We start from the raw sequence: 19,176 nt of genomic DNA on the forward strand, positions 1-19,176 counted from the left end.
CCACGCCTCTACCTGGGCGGCCCAGGGCTCTACCTCGGCCGACCGGGGCTCTACCTCGCGGGGGTGGGGTTCTCCGGCGGCGGGGAGTACGGGGACGGCCAGGGGCCGATCTCGGGGAGGCTCACGGGCTCGCCCGCGAGGCGGGCGGTGGGCTCGGTGCCGGGGGCGCGGCCCGCGAGCCAGGCGGCGACGTCGGTGAGGCCGCCGTGGACGACGACGGCGCAGCGGCCGCGCGCGGACGTGGGCGCGGCTGCGGCCACGGGCGTGGGCTCTGCTTCGGACGCGGGCTCAGGTCCGGCAGCCATGCGGAGGCCGCCCGGTCCGACGCGAAGAGCGCCCGGTCCCACGTGGACGCCGCCGGCGCCCACGACGAGGCCTCCTGGTGCCCCGTCGAGCTCGACCACGACGTCGTCCGCGAGCCGGACCCCGAGGAAGTCGAGGAGGTGCAGCCCGAGCGCGGGAGGCCAGGAGTCGAGGCCGACGCCGGCGTCGAGGTCGACCGCGTGGATCCGCACCTCGCGCCACCAGGCCACGAGCGCGTCCGTGACCGTGCCGTCGCGGTACGTCACCGGCGCGGACCACCCGGCGGACCCGGCGGCGGGCCACGCGGCGTCGAGGCGGTCGGCCAGCGCGTCGAGCGCCGCGACGTGCTGCGCGACCGAGCGCAGCGCGCCCGTCCGGATGCCGTCCTCGCGCCCGGCCGCGCCGCCGTCGTACACCTCGACGAGCTCGCCGCGCGCGGCGCGCTCGGCCTGCCGTGCCATGGCCTCGCCGATGGCGGTGACGTGCGCGAGCACGTGGCTGCGCGACCACCCGGGCAGTGCCGACGGCGCGTCGAGCCCGGCGGCGTCGAGCCCGCGCGCCGCGTCGGTCACCGCGTCGAGGGCGGCGCGCGCGTCGCGCCGGACCTCCTCGACGTCGGGCGGGGTGAGGGCAGGGGCGTCGGTCAGGGCCACAGCAGCTCCTTCGTCCAGGTGGTCGGCGCGCCGGACGCCGCGGTGTAGCGCAGGCGGGTCTGGCCCGCGCCCGACGACGCCCAGAACTCCACGCTCGTCGGCTCGAGCGCGTACGCGGTCCAGGCGTCGAGGACGAGCCCGGACTCCGCCCGCACGCGGTCGAGGGCGGCGTCCCACGCCTCGCGGTAGGCGGCGCGGGACGCGAGCGGGGCGCTCTGCGACCCGGCGAGGGCGGTCGCGCGGGAGAAGTCGGACCGGTCCAGGAAGTCGGCGGCGGACGTCTCGGCGTCCAGCGGCACGACGGGCCCCCGCACGCGGACCTGCCGACCGTGCTCGCGCCAGAAGAACGTCAGGGCGGCGTTCGGGTTCTGCGCGAGCGCGACGCCCTTGGGGGAGTCGGCGCGCGTCGCGAAGACCCACCCGTCGCCGTCGACGTCCTTGAGGATGAGCGTCCGCGCGTCCACGCGGCCGCTCGCGTCGGCGGTCGAGAGGGTGGCGGCGTGCGGTGCGGGCAGCCCGGCGTCGATCGCGTCGTCGAGCCAGCGGACGAAGAGCGTGCCCGGGTCGTCGGGTGCGGCGTCGACGTCGAGACCGGGGAGGTCGGGGCCGAAGACGGGCAGGGCGCGCAGGCGCTCGCGCAGGGACGGGCGGTCGGCGTCGGTCATGCGTCCTCCGAGGTGGTCGGGAGCGGGTCGAGCAGGGCGACGAAGCCCCGCGCGGCGGCGGACATCGCGTCCGGGTCGTCGAGGGCGCGCGCGAGGACGTACCCGCCCTGCACGACGGCGACGGCGGCGTGCGCGCGGTCGCGCGCCGCGTCGTCGGGCAGCCCGCCCTCGACGAGGACGGCGGCGGCCAGGTCGACGAGCCCGCGGAAGTAGGCGCGCACCTCAGCGGCGAGCGCGGCGTCGTCCATGACGGCCTGGTCGCTCACGAGGCGCCCGACCTTGCAGCCGGCGAGCGCGGGCCGCGGGCGTTCGAGATAGCGGACGAGGCGCTCGACGGCGGAGCCCTGCGCGCCGAGGTCGCGGCGCGCGGCGTCGAGGCCCGCGGTCGTCGTGGCGTGCACGGCCGCGGCGGCGAGGTCGTGCTTCGTGGGGAAGTGGTGGTAGAGGCTGCCCTGCCCGACGCCGCTCGCGGCGAGGACCTGGCGCGGGCTCGTCGCGCCGACGCCCTGGGCCCAGAAGAGCTCCTGCGCGGCGGCGACGAGGCGGTCCCGGTTCGAGCCGGGCGCCTCCGCGCGTGGCGTGTCGGACGGCATGGTCCGAGCCTAGCGGGCGACCATACCTACCGCTAGGTATGTCGCGGACGAGTCTCCGGGCCGACGGGGTGCGACCTGCGCCTGGGGGAGAGCGACGGTCTCGCCCCACCGGTCTTGTGGACCGTCACCAACGCGTCGTCGGGCTCCCCGGTCGGCGGAACGCGACGCTGGAGAGACCGTGCACGCGCGCGCGCGGCGCGCGTCGCCACGATCGACCCATGGACCACGACCTCGCCGCGTTGCTCGACGACCTCGTCTCCGCCACGACGCGCGAGGAGGCGCCCTCCGCGGACAGCCTCCTCGCCGTCCTCGCGACCGACGACGACGACCTCCTGGACGTCGTCGCCGCGGCGGCCCGGGTCCGACGCCGGTGGTTCGGCCGGCGCGTGAAGCTCGCCTACCTCGTCAACCTCAAGTCCGGGCTGTGCCCCGAGGACTGCACCTACTGCTCCCAGCGGCTCGGGTCCGCGGCGGAGATCCTGCGGTACACGTGGCTCCGGGCGCCCGAGGCGCTCGGTGCGGCGCGCGCGGGCATCGACGCCGGGGCGTCGCGCGTGTGCCTCGTGGCGAGCGGGCGCGGCCCCACGGAGCGCGACGTGACCCGCGTCTGCGGGGTCGTCTCCCGGATCGTCGAGGAGCACCCTGGCGTCGAGGTCTGCGCGTGCCTCGGGCTGCTGTCCGACGGCCAGGCCGAGCGCCTGCGCGACGCGGGCGCCCACGCCTACAACCACAACCTCAACGCGTCGCAGGACGCCTACCCCGAGATCTGCACGACCCACGACCACGCGGACCGCGTCGCGACCGTCCGGCGCGTCCAGGGCGCCGGGCTGTCGGCCTGCTCGGGGCTCATCGCGGGGGCGGGGGAGACCCCCGAGCAGCTCGTCGACGTGCTCCTGGAGCTGCGGGCGCTCGACCCGGACTCCGTCCCGGTCAACTTCCTCGTGCCCTTCGAGGGGACCCCGCTCGCGGGCCGGCACGAGCTCACGCCGCAACGGTGCCTGCGGATCCTCGCCGCCGCGCGGTTCGCGCTGCCCCGGGCCGAGCTGCGCCTGGGCGCCGGGCGGGAGCTCCATCTGCGAGCACTTCAGCCGCTCGCCCTGCACGTGGCCAGCTCGCTCTTCCTCGGCGACTACCTCACGGCGGAGGGGCAGGACGCCGCCGCGGACCTCGCGATGATCGCCGATGCCGGCCTCGAGGTCGAGGAGGTGCCCGGACCCGCCGGGCGGACGGCGTCGTCGCGCGTCGTTCCGCGCCGCCGCGGGGCGGGGACGGACGTCGCTCCCAACGCCTGATCGCCGCGACCGTCGTAGCGTGAGGGCGTGAGGGTGCAGCAGCGGGTGCTGGTGGTCGCGGTCCTCGCGTCGTTCGTGTCGTTCCTGGACGGCTCGGTGGTCAACGTCGCGCTGCCCGCGATCTCCGCCGAGCTCACCACCGGGCCCGTCACGGGTCTCGCGCTGCAGCAGTGGGTCGTCGACGCCTACATGATCACGCTCGGCGCGCTCATCCTCCTGGCGGGGTCGCTGTCGGACGTCCACGGGCGCCGCCGCATCATGGCGATCGGGCTCGTCGGGTTCGCCGTGACGTCGGTCGCGTGCGCGCTCGCGCCCGACGGCCTCGTCCTCGTCGTCGCGCGCGGCCTCCAGGGCGTCGCGGGCGCCCTGCTCGTGCCCAGCTCGCTCGCCATGATCATCTCCACGTTCGACGGCGAGCGGCAGGCCCGCGCGATCGGCTCCTGGACCGCGTGGACCAGCACCGCGTCGCTCGTCGGGCCGCTGCTCGGCGGCGTCCTCATCGACGCGATCTCGTGGCGCTGGGTCTTCTGGATCAACGTGCTCCCCGTCGCCGTCACGCTGTGGCTGCTGCGCGGCGTCCCCCGGTCCGCGGCGGAGGAGCCGGACGCCGCGGCGGGCCCGGGCGGACGACGGCGCATCGACACGCTCGGGGCGACGCTCGCCGCCGTCGGGCTCGCGGGCACGGTGTTCGCGCTCATCGAGCAGGGCCGCTTCGGGTGGGCGAGCCCCGTGGTGTGGGGGCCGTTCGCCGTGGGGGTCGTGTGCCTCGCCGCGTTCGTGGGGTGGGAGCGCCGCGCCCCGGACCCGATGCTGCCGCCGCGCCTGTTCCGGGTGCGCAACTTCGCGTGGGGCAACCTCGCGACCGCGGCGATCTACGGCGCGCTGTACTTCGGCGGGTTCGTCGTCACGCTCTTCCTCCAGCAGGTCGGCGGGTACAGCGCGACCGCCGCCGGTCTCGCCCAGCTCCCCGTCACGCTCGTGCTCCTCGCCCTGTCGACGCGGTTCGGGGCGCTCGCGGGCCGCTACGGCCCGCGCCTGTTCATGACGCTCGGCCCGATCGTCGGCGGGGCCGGCTACCTGCTCCTGCTCACGACGACCGACGACGCCGTCTACGTCACCCAGGTCCTGCCGGGTCTCGTGCTCTTCGGCCTGGGCCTCGCGATGACGGTCGCGCCGCTGACGTCGGCGATCCTCGGCTCGATCCCCGCGGCCGACGCCGGCATCGGCTCCGCGGTGAACAACGCGGTGTCGCGCGTCGCGGGGCTGGTCGTCATCGCGTTCGCGGGGGTGATCGTCGGCGGCGTGCTCGACCTCGACGGCTTCCACCGCTCGCTCCTCGTCACGGCGGCCCTGCTCGTCCTCGGCGGCGTGCTCAGCTGGGTCGGCATCCGCAACGACCGTGTGCGCGCCGCCGACGCCGGAGAGGCCCAGAGCGGCTGAGGCGGAGTGCCGGCTCGAGGTCCCGCGCCCGCCGTGCCGACGGCTAGCGCACCGTCTGCAGGTCGTGGGTCGAGGTGTTGAGGCGGCGTGCGCCGTCGGGCACGTCCGGCGGGAACGCGACGACGATGTCCTCGATCCGGACGCCGAAGCGGCCGGGCAGGTAGACCCCCGGCTCGACGGAGAAGCACATGCCGGGCTCGATCGGGCGGTCCTCGCCCTCCACCATGTACGGCGGCTCGTGCGTCGTCGTGCCGATGCCGTGGCCGGTGCGGTGCACGAACTGCTCGCCGTAGCCCGCGTCGACGATGACGGCGCGCGCGGCGCGGTCGACGTCCTGGCACGTCGCGCCTGGGCGCACCGCGTCGACCCCGGCCTGCTGCGCGCGCCGGACGACGTCGTAGACCTCGCGCTGCTGGTCGGCGAGGGCGTCGTCCGTGCCGCCCGCGACGAGCACCGTCCGCGAGGTGTCCGACCCGTACCCGTCGCGCAGCCCGCCGAAGTCGAGCACGACGAGGTCGCCGGGCTCGATGACGCGGTCGCCCGCGTCGTGGTGGGGGTCGGCGCCGTTCGGGCCGGAGCACACGAGCGTGAAGTCGACCTGCTCGTGCCCGTGCTCGCGCAGGAACCGGTCGAGGTCGGCCGCGACGTCCCGCTCGTGCCGGCCCGCGAACGCGACGCCCAGGACGTCCGCGAACGCGGCGTCGGCGGCCGCGCCCGCCGCGGCGAGGCGCTCCACCTCCGCAGCGTCCTTGACGGCCCGCAGCGTCGGGACGGCGTCGGAGAACGCGGTCAGGCGGGCGCCGGGCAGCGCGCGCTGGAGCCCGAGCACGTGCAGCGCCCACGTGGCGTCCGAGACGGCGTAGGTGCCGTCCGCGGCGAGGAGTCGCGCCGCGGCGTCGTGCTCGTCGTCGCCGTCGCGCCACGTCACGGCGTCGAGGCCCTCCGCGCCGGGGGCGGAGGCCAGGTCGCCCCGCTCCAGCAGCGGCACGACGACGGACGCCCCACTGGTCGTCCCGGTCCCCTCGGCGGGGATCGTGAGCAGCGTCAGCCGCTCCGTCTCCGGCGGCGCGTACCCGGTGAAGTACGCGAGGTCGGGGCCGGGCGAGACGAGCAGCCCCGTGAGACCGGCCTCGCGCGCGTGCGCGGCGGCGCGCTCGCGACGCGCGGCGTAGACCTCGGGACCGAACGCGGCCCCCGGACGTGCGGCATCGGTGCTCGACATGAGCCCAGCGTGGCACCGCTCGCCGCCGAGATCGACCCGAGCGGCCCGGCGACGGCCCTCCGCAGGTCCGCTCGGGCGGCCGGGTCCGTCCCGGTCGTCGCGGCTTGGGCGGTCCGGCTCGGGTCCTGGAGTGGCAGGCTGCTCGCATGACCGACGTGCGCAACCTCCTCGCCGCCCTCGACACGTTCGACGGGCACTGGCAGCCGCACCGCGTGGCGAGCCTCAACGACGCCGACGTCAAGGTGGTGAAGGTGCGGGGCGAGTTCGTCTGGCACACCCACCCCGAGACCGACGAGCTGTTCCTCGTGCTCGACGGCGAGCTGACGATCGACCTGCGCGACGGCGGCGCCGAGCGCGCGGTCGTGCTGGGCCCGCACGACCTGTTCGTGGTGCCGCGGGGCGTCGAGCACCGGCCGCGTGCCGCCGTCGAGACCTCCGCGGTGCTCGTCGAGCGGCAGGGGACGGTCAACACGGGCGACGCGGGCGGCGACCTGACGTCGCCGCTGCGGGAGCTGCCGGGCGAGCCGCCGACCGCCTGACGGTCGGAGCCCGACCGGCCCGGACGTGCCGGACCGGCCGGCCGCGGGTCGATCGGGCGCCGCCCGGGCCGGTCTCGGAGGGTCAGACCCGCACGACGACCTTGCCGCGCACGTGCCCGGACTGGCTCGCGCGGTGCGCGTCGGCGGCGTCGGCGAGGTCGAAGACCTCGTCGACCTCCGGGCGCAGCAGGCCCTCGTCGCCGAGCCGCGCGAGCTCGGTGAGGTCGGCTGCGTCGGGGCGCACCCACACGTAGTGCCCGCCCAGCTCGTCGCGGGCCCGTGCGTCCGTGATCGAGGCGACCGTACCGCCGTCGCGCAGCACCTGCGGGACCGAGTCGAGCGCGTCGCCGCCCACGTAGTCGAGGACCACGTCCACGCCCTCGGGCGCGAGCGCCCGGACCCGCTCCGCGAGCCCGTCGCCGTACGTCACCGGCTCCGCGCCGAGCGACCGCAGGAAGTCGTGGTTGCGCTCCGACGCCGTCCCGAGGACGCGCGCCCCGAGCGCCTTCGCGATCTGGACGGCGAACGACCCGACGCCGCCGGCGGCGGCGTGCACGAGCACCGTCTGGCCCGCGGCGAGGCCGGTGCGCCGGATGGTCTGGTACGCCGTCAGCCCGGCGAGGGGCACGGCCGCCGCCTCCTCGAACGACCACGCCGCCGGCTTGCGCGCGAGCGTCCGGACGGGCGCCGCGACGAGCTCGGCGAACGTGCCGCCCGAGACCTCGCCGCCCACGACGTCCTTGCGCACGTACCCGTACACCTCGTCGCCGACCTGGAGCTCGGGGGTGTCCAGGCCCACGCGCTCGACGACGCCCGCCACGTCCCAGCCGGGCACGACGGGGAAGATGGCGTCCATGACCTGGTCGAGGTACCCCTCCCGGACCTTCCAGTCCACCGGGTTCACGCTCGCGGCGCGCACGCGCACGAGGACGGAGTCGGGGCCGACCTTGGGGGTCGGGAGGTCGGTCGTCTCGAGGACGTCGGGGCCGCCGTAGCGGGAGTAGGTGATGGCTCGCATACGGGCGGCAACCCCGCGGACGCCCGACGGATTCCCGCGGCGCGGTCAGCCCTCGAACGCGGTGGGGTCCATGTGGAGGACCTCCCACTGGTGCCCGTCGAGGTCGGCGAAGCTCCGCGAGTACATGAAACCGCCCTCCTCCTGGGGGTCCTTGACCGCGGTCGCGCCGGCGGCGAACGCGGCGTCGACGAGCCGGTCGACCTCGGCGCGGGAGCCGACGCTCAGGGCGTTGATCACCTCGGTCGTGGCGGTCGCGTCGGCGATCGCCTTGTTCGTGAACCGCTGCGCGAACTCCGCGGTGAGGAGCATCACGTAGATCGTGTCGCTGAGGACGATCGAGGACGCGTTCTCGTCCGTGAACTGCTCGTTCACGGTGTACCCCAGCGCGGTGTAGAACGCCTTGGCGGCGTCGAGGTCCTGGACGGGCAGGTTGACGAAGATCTGGGTGCTCATGCGGTCCTCCGGTGTGGCGGGCGGGTCGCCCGGTGCGGGTGTCGTCGGGGTAGACGACGGCCCGCCCGGGAACTCATCGCCCGGCCGCGCGGTGGCGCGACCGGGCGCCGCCCTGCCTCGGCGCGACGTCAGACGAGCACGTCGCCGTCGCGGGCCACGACCCGGCCGCCGGCGACGACGAGCGCGCGGCGCGGGGCGCGCACGACGGCGTCGGGCACGTTCTCCGCGTCGACGAGCACCACGTCCGCGGGTGCGCCGACGACGAGGTCGTGGACGTCGCGGCCGACGAAGCGCGCGGCGTCGGACGTCGCGACGCGCGCGGCGGTGATGAGCTCCTCGTCGTACCGGAAGCGCGAGAGGCGGGCGAGCTGGGTCGTCAGCGCGAGGAGGTCGCCGGTCCCGTAGGGGGACCACAGGTCGCGGATGCCGTCCGTGCCGAGCCCGACGGCGACGCCCGCCGCGCGCAGCGCGTGCACGGGCAGGGGAGCGGCACCGATCGGCGCGACCGTGGTCATGGTGATGCCGGCCTCGCCCATCGCGGCGACGAGGTCCGCCTGGCGCGACGCCGGGACGTCGCCGACCGCGAAGCCGTGCGCCACGTTGACCTTCCCCTGGAGGCCGGCGCGCAGGGTGCGGTCGATCATGAGCTCGACCTGGAACGCGCCGAGGTCCCCGCCGTCGTGGAGGTGCACGTCGACCCCGACGCCACGCCGCTCGGCGATCGCGAACAGCCCGTCGAGCTGGCCGACGGGGTCGCGGTCGATCGACGCCGGGTCGAGGCCGCCGACGTGCTCGGCGCCCGCGGCGGCGGCCGCGTCGAGCAGGTCGAGCACCCCGGGCCGGCGCAGCACGCCGTCCTGCGGGAACGCGACGATCTCGGCGTGCACGGCGCCGTCCAGCGCGGCGAGCGCCTCGCGCACGACCTCGATGCCGCGCAGCCCCAGGCCGAGGTCGACGTCGACGTGGGTGCGGATCGCCGTCGTGCCGTGCCGCACGAACTCGCGCAGCACCGTGAGCGTCACGTCGACGCCCGGGATGCCGAGCTCGTCGCGGTGCGCGCGCTCGTGCGCGATGCGGCCCTGCGTCGTCGCCTCGCCGCCGTAGCTCACCCAGGGCCGGCCCCACCAGCTCTTGTCGACGTGCGCGTGGGCGTTGACGAGGCCCGGGAGCGCGAGCAGGCCGCGGCCGTCCACCACGCCGGCCTCCGGCACCGTGCCGGCCGCCGGGTCGTGCGGCGTCACCGCGGCGATGCGGCCGTCCGCGACGTGCAGGTCGACCGGCTCGCCGCCCCAGGGGCGGACGTCGCGCAGGACGGTGACGGTCTCGGGGGTGCGGGCGGTGGTCATGCGGCGGGTCCTTCCGGCAGCGGGACGACGACCTGGGGCCGTCCGGGGATCTGGATCTCGTACGTGTCGAGCGTGCCGAGGTCGACGACGGTCGCGCCGTCCCACGCCTCGGCCTGCGTGTACCCGCCGGCGAGCACGGCGCTCGGGCGGCCCGTCGCGGGGTCGGTCCACGTCGTCACGGTCTCGTGGCGGCGCGTGAGCGGGGCGACCTGCTCTGCGCCGGTCGCCGGGTCGAGCACCGTCACGTTCGGCCCGCCCGTGGCGTTGCCGAACGGGCCGTTGCCCACGACGACGACGCGGCCGTCGGGCGCGCGGGCGACGCCGTGCTGGTGGCTGTCCGCCACCGAGGCGACGGTCGTCGTCGTGCCGGTGGCCGGGTCGAGGCGGACCAGCACGCGGCCCTGGTAGGGCAGCAGGAGCGAGCCGTCGTCGTCGAGCACCGCGTAGTGCGGCTTCTCGAACGACGCGAGCCCGCCGTCCGTGCCGAACGGCGCGACCTCGATCCGCCGGGCCTCGAACGTCGTGGTGTCGACGACGTGCACGGAGAACGCGTCGTGGTCGACGGTGTAGACCTTGCTGCCGTCGGCGGCGACGAGCACGTCGAACGGTCGCAGCCCCACGGGCGTGCTCGCGACGACCTCGCGCGACGCGACGTCGATCGTCTCGAGCGTCGACGAGTCGCCGCGGTGGACGGCGACGTGGACGCGGGCGCCGTCGGGCGAGACGGCGATGCCCATGCCGCCGCGGCGGTACTCGCCGAACGCGACGCGCGCGGGCGCGTCCCGGTAGGGGAGGAGGTCGACCCGCTCGCGCGTCGCGAGGTCCACGACGGCGACGCCCTGGGCCGTCGAGACGTAGGCGCGCATCGTCGGGGCGTGCACGGCGACGCCCCACGGCGCGGCGCCCACCTCGATGCGGTCGACGACGGCGCTGCCCTCCCGGATCGTCGGGTCGACGACCGCGAGCCCGTCGGACTCCGCCTCGGTCGCGAGCAGGAACCGCGAGGTCTCGGCGGCGGGGGTGGTGCCGGCAGGGGCGTCGGGCACGGGTGTCGTCGGCTCGTCCCCGGGCGTCGTCTCCGGTGCCCGCGCGGAGGCGGCCGGGCTCCGGGGTGCGGAGAGCGTGGCGTCCGCGCCCGTTCCGCTGGGCGTGCACGCGGCGAGGACGGCGACGCCGAGCGCGGTGACCCATGCCGCCGCACGTCGCGGCCGACGGATACGGGGCCGGCCGGCACCGCGGAGGAAGGGAAGGGCGACCATGTCCAAATGGTATACCAATCGCTCGCCGTGTCCCGGGCGCTGCTCTCCCCAGCGCGCGAGGGAGCCGGTCAGCCGTCGAGCGTCGCGGGCGCCTCCAGCACGACATCGTCCGGCGACTTGTCCCGGCGCCACCCCTTCCAGACGGGATGGCGCAGCTTGCCGAACGGGACGTCGTCGCCGTCGCCCTCCCCGGCGCCCGTCCACTCGGCGTAGACGACCTCCGCGACCCGCCGCGGCGACACCCAGTGCGCGTCGCGCGCGTCCTCGCGCGGCACGCCCACCGCGGGCGGCGTCGTGCGCCCGATCCGGTCGAGCTCGGCGACCAGGTCGCGTCGCTCGGCGTCCGTGAAGCCCGACCCGACCCGGCCCACGTAGACGAGGCGGCCGTCGTCGGGCACGGCGAGCAGCAGGGACCCGACGAGGTGCGTCCGCTCGCCGTGGCCCGGCCGCCACCCGACCACGACGACCTCCTGCGACTGCGCGTGCTTGAGCTTCAGCCACAGCGCCGAGCGGCGGCCCGACGAGTACGTCCCGTCGCGCCGCTTCGCGACCACGCCCTCGAGCCCCAGCCGCCTCGACGTCTCCATCGCTGCCTCCAGGTCCCCGTCGAAGACCGGCGGCACGTGCACCGGGGCGACGGCGTCGCGCAGCACGTCCTCCAGCACCTCGCGCCGCTCGTCGTACGGGCGCTTCGCGAGCGACCGCCCGCCGGTCTCCAGGACGTCGAACACCATGAGGTCGACCGTGACCCGCCGTCGCGCCGCGGCGACGTCCCCCGGTTTGGCGATGTTCGCGCGCTGCTGGAGGCGCCGGAAGCTCGGCCGCCCCCGCGCGTCGAGCGCGACGATCTCCCCGTCCAGCACCACCGGCAGCGCCTCGGCCGGGACCTGCTCCGCGAGCGCCTGCAGCTCCGGGTACGTCACCGACATGTCCTTGCCCGAGCGGCTCACGAGCCGCACGCGCCCCTCGGCCACGTGCGCGAGCGTCCGGAACCCGTCCCACTTCATCTCGAACGCCCACGCGTCGCCGTCGTGCAGGTCGCCCGCCGACGCGGGCGACGCGAGCATCGGCCGCCAGTCCGTCCGCGCGGGCCGTGGCTCTGGAGCACCGTGGTCGTCGGGCGACGACGCGCCGCGAGCCGACGGCGAAGCCGGGGGTGGGGAGGAGGTGCCGGGTCGTGGCGGGTCTGGCGGGAGCGGCGAGGGACGAGCCGCGGATGGTAGACCCGGCGCCTCCTCCCCACCCCCGGCGCCCCGACCCCGCGCGCTCTCGCCCGGACGGCTCGGCCTCGGCGCCATGAGGTGGATCAGCCAGTTGTCCTCGTCGCGGCCGTCGCGGCCGCCCGTGTGGATGAGCGCGAGGCGGCGGGTGCCGTGCTGCTCGCCGTGGAGCGTGACGATGACCTCCTCGCCGTCGCGCCACTTCTCGAGCTCGTACGTGCCGGCGTCCCAGATGGTCACCTCGCCGGCGCCGTACTCGCCCTTCGGGATCGTGCCCTCGAACGAGCCGTAGGCGAGCGGGTGGTCCTCGGTCTGGACGGCGAGGTGGTTCTTCTTCGGGTCGGTCGGCTCGCCGCGCGGGAGCGCCCAGCTCACGAGCACGCCGTCGTGCTCCAGCCGGAAGTCCCAGTGCAGGCGGCGGGCGTGGTGCTCCTGGATGACGAAGCTGTTGCCCGCGCTCGGCGGCGGCGCCTCGTCCGGGACGGGCTCGGGCGTGCGCCCGGCGTCGCGCATGGAGCGGTACCGGTGCAGGCGGTCGGGCCGCTCGTCGTCCGTCCCGCCGTCCGTGGTCCCGCTGCCCGACGCCGCACCCCCCTTGCGCTCGAACGTCGCCATGCGCGCAGGCGTGGGCTCGAGCGCGGAGAGGTGCCCCTGCGTGAGCGCGGCGAGCGGGTCGCCCAGGGTGCGCACGCGCTCGACGACCTCGTCGAGGTCGAGGTGGCGCAGGTCCGGGTCGTCGAGCTCCTCCCAGGTGCGGGGCGCGGCGACGGTGGGGTGCTCGCGCCCGCGCAGCGAGTAGGGCGCGATCGTCGTCTTGTTGCCGTTGTTCTGGCTCCAGTCCACGAGGACCTTGCCGCCGCGCAGCGACTTCTTCATGTCGCTCACGACGAGGTCGGGGTGCTCGGCCTCGAGGTAGCGGGCGAGCTCGTGCGCGACGGCGGAGACGGCCGCCGCGTCCTGCTTGCCGTCGAGCGCGGCGTACAGGTGGATGCCCTTGGACCCGCTCGTCACGGGCAGGGGTTCGAGGCCCATGCCCTGGAGGATCTGCCGCGCCTGGCGTGCGACCTCGGCGCACTCGGCCAGCCCGGCCCCCGGGCCGGGGTCGAGGTCGAGGACGAGGCGGTCGGGGTCGAGGTGCGCCCCGGTGCGACCGAACTGCCACTGCGGCACGTGGAGCTCGAGAGACGCCGTCTGGCCGAGCCACGTGAGGGTCGCGAGGTCGTTGACCAGCACGTAGTCGTTGGCGCTGCTCTTGTGCTGGATGCGCCGCGTGCGCACCCAGGACGGGACGCCCTGGCCCGCGTTCTTCTGGAAGAACACCTGGCCGTCGACGCCGTCGGGCCATCGCTTGCGCGTCGCGGGCCGGTTGGCGCAGTGAGGGAGCATGACGTCGGCGACGGCCGCGAGGTACGCGAGGACGTCGGCCTTCGTCGTGCCGGTGGCGGGGTAGAGGACCTTGTCCAGGTTGGTGAGCCGCAGGCGGTGACCACCGACGTTCACCGTCTCGCCCGCCCGGCTGGATGTGGTGGCCATGGGCCCATCGTGGCGCGGGCCCGACGGCGTCGCCCGCGGTGGCGGGAACTTCTCGGCGTCCTCGACCGTGGACACTGGGTGGGGCTGTCCGACCGGCCGGGGAGCCCGCCCGGGGTCGATGCCGGACCGAGAGGATCACCGTGACGCACCTGACGACCGACGACGTACCGCTCCCCGCGGAGATCGGTCCCCGCGTCCGCGAGTTCCGTCGCCTGATGATGAACTACAAGTTCGGCATCGACGAGGTGATGACGAAGATCACCGTGCTCCGCGACGAGTTCCGGCACGTGCACGACGACAACCCGATCGAGCACCTGGGCTCGCGCCTGAAGTCGCTCGAGTCGATCGTCGCGAAGGCGCGCCGCAAGGGGATCCCGCTCACCCCGGAGGGCGTGCGGGAGAACATGTTCGACGTCGCGGGCGTCCGCGTCACGTGCGCGTTCGTCTCCGACATCTACCGCGTGCGCGACCTGCTCGTGGGCCAGCGCGACCTCACGGTCCTGGAGGAGCGCGACTACATCGCGCACCCGAAGGGCAACGGCTACAAGAGCCTGCACCTCATCGTCCAGGTGCCGGTGTTCCTCTCCGACCGGGTCGAGGACGTCGTCGTCGAGATCCAGCTCCGCACGATCGCCATGGACTTCTGGGCGAGCCTGGAGCACAAGATCTACTACAAGTACCAGCGGGACGTGCCTCAGCACCTGACGGACGCGCTCAAGCTCGCGGCGGACGTCGCCGCGACCCTCGACACGACGATGGAGCGCATCCACGACGAGGTCCGCAGCCTCGACGGCGTGCCGGAGCCGGTCGAGAACACCGACGAGCTCGCCACGCCGCGCGAGGTGATGGAGAGCTTCATGCGGACGGCGCAGGTCGCCGACGAGGCGTTCCACGAACGCCGCCACGACGGCTGAGGCGACGCTCCCGCGCGGGCCGCGCGACGACGTCGGACCGCTCAGACCAGCGTCTCGACGCCGATCCGCACCCGGTCGCCGACGTCGACGCCCTCGGCGCGGCGGACCGCGGCCTTGATCGGCACGACGAACGTCTTGCGCTGCGCGTCGGGGAACACCGACGTGGACCAGCGCTGCGCCCCGAGCGTCACCTCGACCTTGACCGAGCCGAACCCCGCGGGCGGCAGCGGCAGCTCCGCGATCTCGTCGCTCACGTCCTCCGGGAGCGCGGCGAACACCCAGCTGTCGGTGCGCGCCTCCCACCGCCACAGCTCGGCCTCGAACTCGAACCTCGTCCCCGCCACCCGTCCATGGTGCCGCGGGCTACCCACACGCGGGTGCCGACGTCGCGCCGTATCCCTCGCGGGCGGGCGCCGGTGACGCCACCATGGACGGATGAGGGCCATCTGGAAGGGCGCCATCACGTTCGGCCTCGTCAACGTGCCGGTCAAGGTGTACTCCGCGACGGAGGACCACGACGTGCCGCTGCACCAGGTCCACGACAAGGACGGCGGCCGCATCCGCTACCGGCGCGTGTGCGAGATCGACGGCGAGGTCGTGCCGTACGAGCACATCGACAAGGCGTACGACGACGGCGAGCGCACGGTCGTGCTGACGAGCGAGGACTTCGCCGCGCTCCCCGCCGAGCGCAGCCGCGAGATCGAGGTCGTGGAGTTCGTGCCGAGCGAGCAGATCGACCCGCTCCTGCTCGACCGCAGCTACTACCTGGAGCCCGACTCGAAGTCCAACAAGGCGTACGTGCTCATGCGGCGCACGCTCGAGGAGACCGACCGGACGGCGATCGTCAAGTTCGCGCTCCGGCAGCGCACGCGGCTCGCGGCGCTGCGCGTGCGGGACGACGTGCTCGTGCTCCAGACGCTGCTGTGGGCCGACGAGGTGCGCGAGGCCGCGTTCCCCTCGCTCGACGACGAGGCGAAGGTGACCGACAAGGAGCTCGCCATGTCGGCGCAGCTCGTCGCGAGCTTCGAGGCGGACTTCACGCCCGAGGAGTACGAGGACGACTACCAGGCGCAGCTCCGTCAGCTCATCGAGGCCAAGCTCGAGCAGGGCGACGCGCTGGACACCGCCGAGACCTTCGGCGAGCAGGCGGAGGAGGGCGAGGGCGCGGAGGTCATCGACCTCATGGAGGCGCTGCGCAAGTCGGTCGCGTCGTCGAAGAGCTCGCGCGCGAGCGGGGGGAAGGCCTCAGGTTCAGGCTCAGGTTCAAAGTCCGGCTCCGGATCGACCGCGAAGTCGGGCTCCGGCCGCGCGAGCTCGTCGTCGGGCAAGGGGTCGAGCGGTTCCCGGTCGACGAGCGCGAGCAAGAGCTCGGGCACGAAGGAGAAGGCGGCGACGAAGCCGGCCGCGAAGAAGAGCACGAGCCGCGCCGCCTCCACGAAGGAGAAGTCGACCACCTCGAAGACGACCCGGAAGAAGGCGTCCGCCTAGCACCGGGTGGCGGGCGGGCGCGCACCGCGCGACCTCGGGGCGGGTGCGATGAGTTCCGCGCCCGGCGCCCGTCGGAACGGGTGGGCGGTCGACCGGCCGCCCGCGAGGCCCTGCGAAGGAGACGACGATGCGTGCGATCGTGCCGAGCCTGTGGTTCGACGGCAACCTCGAGGAGGCCATCACGTTCTACTCGAGCGTCTTCCCCGACGCGAAGGTCGGCGACGTGTTCCGCCAGCCCGACGGCACCGCCGTGTCGGCGGACTTCGAGCTCGCCGGCCAGCGGTTCGACGCCATCAACGGCGGTCCGCAGTTCCCCTTCACCGAGGCGGTGTCGTTCGTCGTCGAGTGCGAGTCCCAGGACGAGGTCGACGAGTACTGGGCGGCGCTCACCGACGGTGGCCAGGAGTCGCAGTGCGGCTGGCTCAAGGACCGGTTCGGGCTGTCGTGGCAGGTCGTGCCGCTCGAGTTCCTCGCCATGCTGCAGGATCCCGACCCGGCCCGCGTGCAGCGCGTCGTGGACGTGATGATGACGCAGTCCAAGCTCGACCTGGTGCCGTTGCGCGCCGCCTACGAGGGCTGAGGCGGACGCCGCCGCACGTGAGCCCGGAGGACGCGCGGCTCGTCGGGGATGTCCAGGCAGTCCCCAGGTCTGGTTGAATGCGCTCGACATCCGCGACGGCGCGCGCCGTCCTCTCGTGAAGGATCACGAACCGAGTGAAGAAGCTCCTTGCCGGCACCGTGGGGACGGTGCTGGCCCTCGGCGGGCTGGGCGTCGCCACCGCGACCCCCGCAGCCGCCGCCACCCCCTCCGTCCAGCCCTCCTGCAACTCCCTCTACGTCAGCCTCGACGACTACCCGCAGGGCACGTCCGTCGTCGTGACCCTCGACGGCGAGACCGTCGAGAGCACGACGTTCGACACGTCCTACTCCTTCTGGCGCGATCTCGACTTCTCCGTCCCGCACGACTGGAGCGTCGTCGTGGACGCACCGGACGGCGCGGACGGGGACTTCTCCGACAGCGGCAGCACCGTCCCGTGCGACTCCGACCCGAACGTCTGGGCCGACGCCTGGGCCTCGTGCGGTGAGCTGTCGACCAACGTGGGCGGGTACCCGGAGGGCTCGCGCGTCGTCGTGAGCGTCGACGGTGCCGTGGTCGGCGACGAGACCTTCACCGGTTCCTTCTGGACCGGCTGGCCGCTGGACTGGCGGACCCCGCACGACTGGTCGGTCACGCTCGACGCGCCCGGGGACGCGCTCGATCGGAGCTGGTCCGGGACGACGGAGCCGTGCCGCTTCGACCCGAGCCTGCGCGTCGACGTCAGCGCCTACTGCGAGGTGCTGTGGGTGGACGTCGCGGGCTACCCGGCGGGCACGGCCGTCGCCGTCCGGCTCGACGGGGAGGTCCTCGGCGACGGGGTCGTCGACGAGAGCGGGTTCTTCTCGGGCGAGTGGACCATCGACGGCTCGCGCACCCAGGAGTGGGAGGTCGCCCTCGACGCCGCGGACGACGCGCTGGACCGGACCGAGACCGGGAGCACCGAGCCCTGCTGGGTCGAGCCGACGGTCGTCGAACCGGTCATGCCCGTGGTGCCGACGGACTGCGACGCGACGCCGGACGACGTCGTCCTGCCGGACGACACGGCCGAGATCACGTACGAGCGGACCGCGGAGGGGATCGTCGCGACGGCGGCGCCCGGCTACCGGTTCGACAGCCTGGCCAGCGACCAGTGGAGCTTCTACGGCGAGAGCCAGGTCATCCTGCACTGGGGATCGGCCGTCCGACCGCGCTGCGAGCTCGAGGTCCTGTCGGTCGTGCCGACGTGCGACGCCGGCGTGCCTCTCGTCGACATCTCCGTGACCCCGCCGGCCGGTGCGACCGACGACAACTCGACCTTCTTCATCGAGTGGGAGGGCCCGGGAGGGCCGTACGAGGTCGTCTACGGCGACGCCGGGTTCGGGCACCCGTGGACGACGCGCCAGCCGTGGCCGGGGTTCGTCACCCACGACGACGGGACCGTGTCGCCGACGTACGACCCCACGTGGCGGCTGGACGACGTCGACCTCCGGCTCTCCGCGACCGTCGCGGCGGACGGCGGCGCGTACACCGTGTTCCACAGCGCCACGGTGGAGGACGCGCCGACGGCCGACCCGTGCGCCGACGACCCCGGGCCGCACTTCTCGGTCGACGTGACCCCGCGCTGGCTCGCCGGCAAGCTCTACCTCGGCGTGCGCGTCCTGAACGAGGGCGACGGTGCCGCGGACGTGAGCGTCGTGACGCCGTTCGGGCGCAAGCACTTCCCGCGCGTCGCGGCCGGGGCGAGCGCGTACCAGGCGTTCGCGGTGCGGACGTCGGAACCGGTCGACGGCCAGGTGGACGTCTCGTTCACGGCCGACGTCGACGGCGGGCCGGTGACGCGCGAGCGGTCCGTGCCGTTCTCGTTCGGGGGCTAGCAGTCCCGACTCGCGACGGTCTACGAGGAGAGGCCCGGCGGGGCGCCCTGCGGCGCCCCGCCGGGCCTCTCTCGTGCCTCCGGGCGGCGCCTCAGGCGGTGGCCGTCCGGCGGAGCGCGACGAGCTCGCCGATGAGGCCGAGGAGGTCGTCCACGTCGTCGCCGGGGCGGGGGCCGCGGAAGGCGAGGTCCTCGCCCGGCGTGCCGTCGCCGTCGTCCCCCTCGTCGCCGCCCGTGACGCGGCTGAGCACGTCGCTGCTCAGCGCGGCGTGCGCGTAGAGGCCGTCGCTGAGCAGGACGATCGCGTGGGCGACGACGGGGTCGCCGACCTCGTCGAGCACGGCGCGGGTCCACGCGTCGTGCGCGCCGTCGAGCGCGGCACGGGCGCGCGGGTACGACCCCTGCGCGAGCCGGGACACGGCGAGGTAGACGAGCTCGAACTCCGTGTCGACGAGCGTCGAGGTGCGGATGAGGTAGTCGACGGCCCCCGCGGGGGCGGCGCGCATGGCCTCCACGTCGGCGGCGGTGAGCTCCCGGAGGTGCTCGGTGAGGCCGTCGGCGAGCGCGTCCTTGGAGCCGAAGTGGTAGAGCAGCCCGCCCTTGGACACCCCGGCGCGCTCGGCGACCGCCTCGAGCGTGGCGGCGCGCTCGCCCTGCTCGACGAGCAGGGACGCGAACGCCCGCAGGACCTTGGCGCGAGCAGCGGGGGGCGGCGGCATGGCACCGAGGGTAGTCGGCCCGTGCGGACCCGCAGGCCGGTGGGCGGTGAGCCCGCGGCCGGCGCGGGG

18 protein-coding genes are annotated in these 19,176 nt (G+C 74.8%); 7 read left to right on the forward strand and 11 right to left on the reverse strand.

Annotated elements, in window-relative coordinates; translation table 11 throughout:
- Positions 1-50: 50 nt before the first annotated feature.
- From ACI769_RS08260 to ACI769_RS08270, 3 genes are read right to left on the reverse strand one after another with little or no spacing between them, the layout of a single operon-like run.
- The gene (locus ACI769_RS08260; RefSeq protein WP_409141456.1) at positions 51-956 is read right to left on the reverse strand and encodes a maleylpyruvate isomerase family mycothiol-dependent enzyme; all 906 of its coding nucleotides are present in this window, start codon (positions 954-956) and stop codon (positions 51-53) included.
- Entirely contained in the window at positions 947-1,621 is a 675-nt protein-coding gene (locus tag ACI769_RS08265; RefSeq protein ID WP_409141457.1) for a pyridoxal 5'-phosphate synthase, read from the reverse strand. The genes ACI769_RS08260 and ACI769_RS08265 overlap by 10 nt, the downstream gene beginning before the upstream one ends.
- Complete coding sequence (locus ACI769_RS08270) at positions 1,618-2,214, reverse strand: TetR/AcrR family transcriptional regulator (protein WP_308821016.1); 597 nt, start codon at positions 2,212-2,214, stop codon at positions 1,618-1,620. The genes ACI769_RS08265 and ACI769_RS08270 overlap by 4 nt, the downstream gene beginning before the upstream one ends.
- Before the next feature lie 218 nt (positions 2,215-2,432).
- Between ACI769_RS08270 and bioB the strand changes: the two genes are divergently transcribed.
- On the forward strand, positions 2,433-3,506 hold the full coding sequence (gene bioB, locus ACI769_RS08275; RefSeq protein ID WP_308821017.1) for a biotin synthase BioB: 1,074 nt from the start codon (positions 2,433-2,435) through the stop codon (positions 3,504-3,506).
- Positions 3,507-3,533: 27 nt separating this feature from the next.
- Positions 3,534-4,946 carry an MFS transporter gene (locus tag ACI769_RS08280; protein WP_409141458.1) on the forward strand — a complete coding sequence of 471 codons (1,413 nt, stop codon included), beginning with the start codon at positions 3,534-3,536 and terminating at the stop codon, positions 4,944-4,946.
- 43 nt (positions 4,947-4,989) lie between these two features.
- Here the strand turns inward: ACI769_RS08280 and ACI769_RS08285 are convergent, their stop codons facing one another.
- Entirely contained in the window at positions 4,990-6,168 is a 1,179-nt protein-coding gene (locus ACI769_RS08285) for a M24 family metallopeptidase (protein ID WP_409141459.1), read from the reverse strand.
- 146 nt (positions 6,169-6,314) lie between these two features.
- Between ACI769_RS08285 and ACI769_RS08290 the strand changes: the two genes are divergently transcribed.
- Positions 6,315-6,707 carry a cupin domain-containing protein gene (locus tag ACI769_RS08290; protein WP_409141460.1) on the forward strand — a complete coding sequence of 131 codons (393 nt, stop codon included), beginning with the start codon at positions 6,315-6,317 and terminating at the stop codon, positions 6,705-6,707.
- An 82-nt stretch (positions 6,708-6,789) separates the two neighbouring features.
- Here the strand turns inward: ACI769_RS08290 and ACI769_RS08295 are convergent, their stop codons facing one another.
- From ACI769_RS08295 to ACI769_RS08315, 5 genes are all read right to left on the reverse strand, one after another.
- Positions 6,790-7,725 (reverse strand): NADP-dependent oxidoreductase, encoded by a 936-nt coding sequence (locus ACI769_RS08295; RefSeq protein WP_409141461.1) that lies wholly within the window; start codon positions 7,723-7,725, stop codon positions 6,790-6,792.
- 45 nt (positions 7,726-7,770) lie between these two features.
- Complete coding sequence (locus ACI769_RS08300; protein WP_021482782.1) at positions 7,771-8,178, reverse strand: VOC family protein; 408 nt, start codon at positions 8,176-8,178, stop codon at positions 7,771-7,773.
- Between the two features lie 128 nt (positions 8,179-8,306).
- The gene (locus tag ACI769_RS08305; protein WP_409141462.1) at positions 8,307-9,524 is read right to left on the reverse strand and encodes an amidohydrolase; all 1,218 of its coding nucleotides are present in this window, start codon (positions 9,522-9,524) and stop codon (positions 8,307-8,309) included.
- Positions 9,521-10,783, reverse strand: a complete 1,263-nt coding sequence (locus ACI769_RS08310; RefSeq protein WP_409141463.1) for a hypothetical protein — start codon at positions 10,781-10,783, stop codon at positions 9,521-9,523. Before ACI769_RS08310 ends, ACI769_RS08305 begins: the two co-directional genes overlap by 4 nt.
- Before the next feature lie 68 nt (positions 10,784-10,851).
- A complete protein-coding gene (locus tag ACI769_RS08315; protein WP_409141464.1) occupies positions 10,852-13,536 on the reverse strand; it encodes an ATP-dependent DNA ligase in 2,685 nt (894 codons plus the stop codon).
- Between the two features lie 215 nt (positions 13,537-13,751).
- Between ACI769_RS08315 and ACI769_RS08320 the strand changes: the two genes are divergently transcribed.
- Positions 13,752-14,450, forward strand: coding sequence for a GTP pyrophosphokinase family protein (locus ACI769_RS08320; protein ID WP_074809919.1), 699 nt, complete (start codon positions 13,752-13,754; stop codon positions 14,448-14,450).
- Between the two features lie 41 nt (positions 14,451-14,491).
- On the opposite strand, the gene ACI769_RS08325 is transcribed toward ACI769_RS08320, so the two are convergent.
- Positions 14,492-14,794 carry a DUF1905 domain-containing protein gene (locus ACI769_RS08325; RefSeq protein WP_031315545.1) on the reverse strand — a complete coding sequence of 101 codons (303 nt, stop codon included), beginning with the start codon at positions 14,792-14,794 and terminating at the stop codon, positions 14,492-14,494.
- 91 nt (positions 14,795-14,885) lie between these two features.
- Here ACI769_RS08325 and ACI769_RS08330 point away from each other — a divergent pair, with 91 nt between their 5' ends.
- The 3 genes from ACI769_RS08330 (at position 14,886) to ACI769_RS08340 (ending at position 18,389) form a co-directional block, all read left to right on the forward strand.
- Positions 14,886-15,938 carry a Ku protein gene (locus ACI769_RS08330; protein ID WP_043654328.1) on the forward strand — a complete coding sequence of 351 codons (1,053 nt, stop codon included), beginning with the start codon at positions 14,886-14,888 and terminating at the stop codon, positions 15,936-15,938.
- Positions 15,939-16,065: 127 nt separating this feature from the next.
- On the forward strand, positions 16,066-16,518 hold the full coding sequence (locus tag ACI769_RS08335) for a VOC family protein (RefSeq protein WP_043654330.1): 453 nt from the start codon (positions 16,066-16,068) through the stop codon (positions 16,516-16,518).
- Positions 16,519-16,652: 134 nt separating this feature from the next.
- Positions 16,653-18,389 (forward strand): hypothetical protein, encoded by a 1,737-nt coding sequence (locus tag ACI769_RS08340; RefSeq protein ID WP_085387688.1) that lies wholly within the window; start codon positions 16,653-16,655, stop codon positions 18,387-18,389.
- A gap of 91 nt (positions 18,390-18,480) precedes the next feature.
- Here the strand turns inward: ACI769_RS08340 and ACI769_RS08345 are convergent, their stop codons facing one another.
- Positions 18,481-19,107, reverse strand: coding sequence for a TetR/AcrR family transcriptional regulator (locus ACI769_RS08345; protein WP_232322539.1), 627 nt, complete (start codon positions 19,105-19,107; stop codon positions 18,481-18,483).
- Between the last annotated feature and the right edge of the window lie 69 nt (positions 19,108-19,176).

The sequence above is a fragment of the Cellulosimicrobium sp. RS genome, from assembly GCF_046159675.1.
Taxonomy (GTDB): domain Bacteria; phylum Actinomycetota; class Actinomycetes; order Actinomycetales; family Cellulomonadaceae; genus Cellulosimicrobium; species Cellulosimicrobium funkei.

Bases quoted from the DNA above. Each gene is read 5' to 3' on its own strand.
- ACI769_RS08265 (WP_409141457.1), bottom strand. From the start codon at position 1,621: ATGACCGACGCCGACCGCCCGTCCCTGCGCGAGCGCCTGCGCGCCCTG.
- ACI769_RS08270 (WP_308821016.1), bottom strand. From the start codon at position 2,214: ATGCCGTCCGACACGCCACGCGCGGAGGCGCCCGGCTCGAACCGGGAC.
- bioB (WP_308821017.1), top strand. From the start codon at position 2,433: ATGGACCACGACCTCGCCGCGTTGCTCGACGACCTCGTCTCCGCCACG.
- ACI769_RS08285 (WP_409141459.1), bottom strand. From the start codon at position 6,168: ATGTCGAGCACCGATGCCGCACGTCCGGGGGCCGCGTTCGGTCCCGAG.
- ACI769_RS08290 (WP_409141460.1), top strand. From the start codon at position 6,315: ATGACCGACGTGCGCAACCTCCTCGCCGCCCTCGACACGTTCGACGGG.
- ACI769_RS08295 (WP_409141461.1), bottom strand. From the start codon at position 7,725: ATGCGAGCCATCACCTACTCCCGCTACGGCGGCCCCGACGTCCTCGAG.
- ACI769_RS08300 (WP_021482782.1), bottom strand. From the start codon at position 8,178: ATGAGCACCCAGATCTTCGTCAACCTGCCCGTCCAGGACCTCGACGCC.
- ACI769_RS08305 (WP_409141462.1), bottom strand. From the start codon at position 9,524: ATGACCACCGCCCGCACCCCCGAGACCGTCACCGTCCTGCGCGACGTC.
- ACI769_RS08310 (WP_409141463.1), bottom strand. From the start codon at position 10,783: ATGGTCGCCCTTCCCTTCCTCCGCGGTGCCGGCCGGCCCCGTATCCGT.
- ACI769_RS08315 (WP_409141464.1), bottom strand. From the start codon at position 13,536: ATGGCCACCACATCCAGCCGGGCGGGCGAGACGGTGAACGTCGGTGGT.
- ACI769_RS08320 (WP_074809919.1), top strand. From the start codon at position 13,752: ATGATGAACTACAAGTTCGGCATCGACGAGGTGATGACGAAGATCACC.
- ACI769_RS08330 (WP_043654328.1), top strand. From the start codon at position 14,886: ATGAGGGCCATCTGGAAGGGCGCCATCACGTTCGGCCTCGTCAACGTG.
- ACI769_RS08335 (WP_043654330.1), top strand. From the start codon at position 16,066: ATGCGTGCGATCGTGCCGAGCCTGTGGTTCGACGGCAACCTCGAGGAG.
- ACI769_RS08345 (WP_232322539.1), bottom strand. From the start codon at position 19,107: ATGCCGCCGCCCCCCGCTGCTCGCGCCAAGGTCCTGCGGGCGTTCGCG.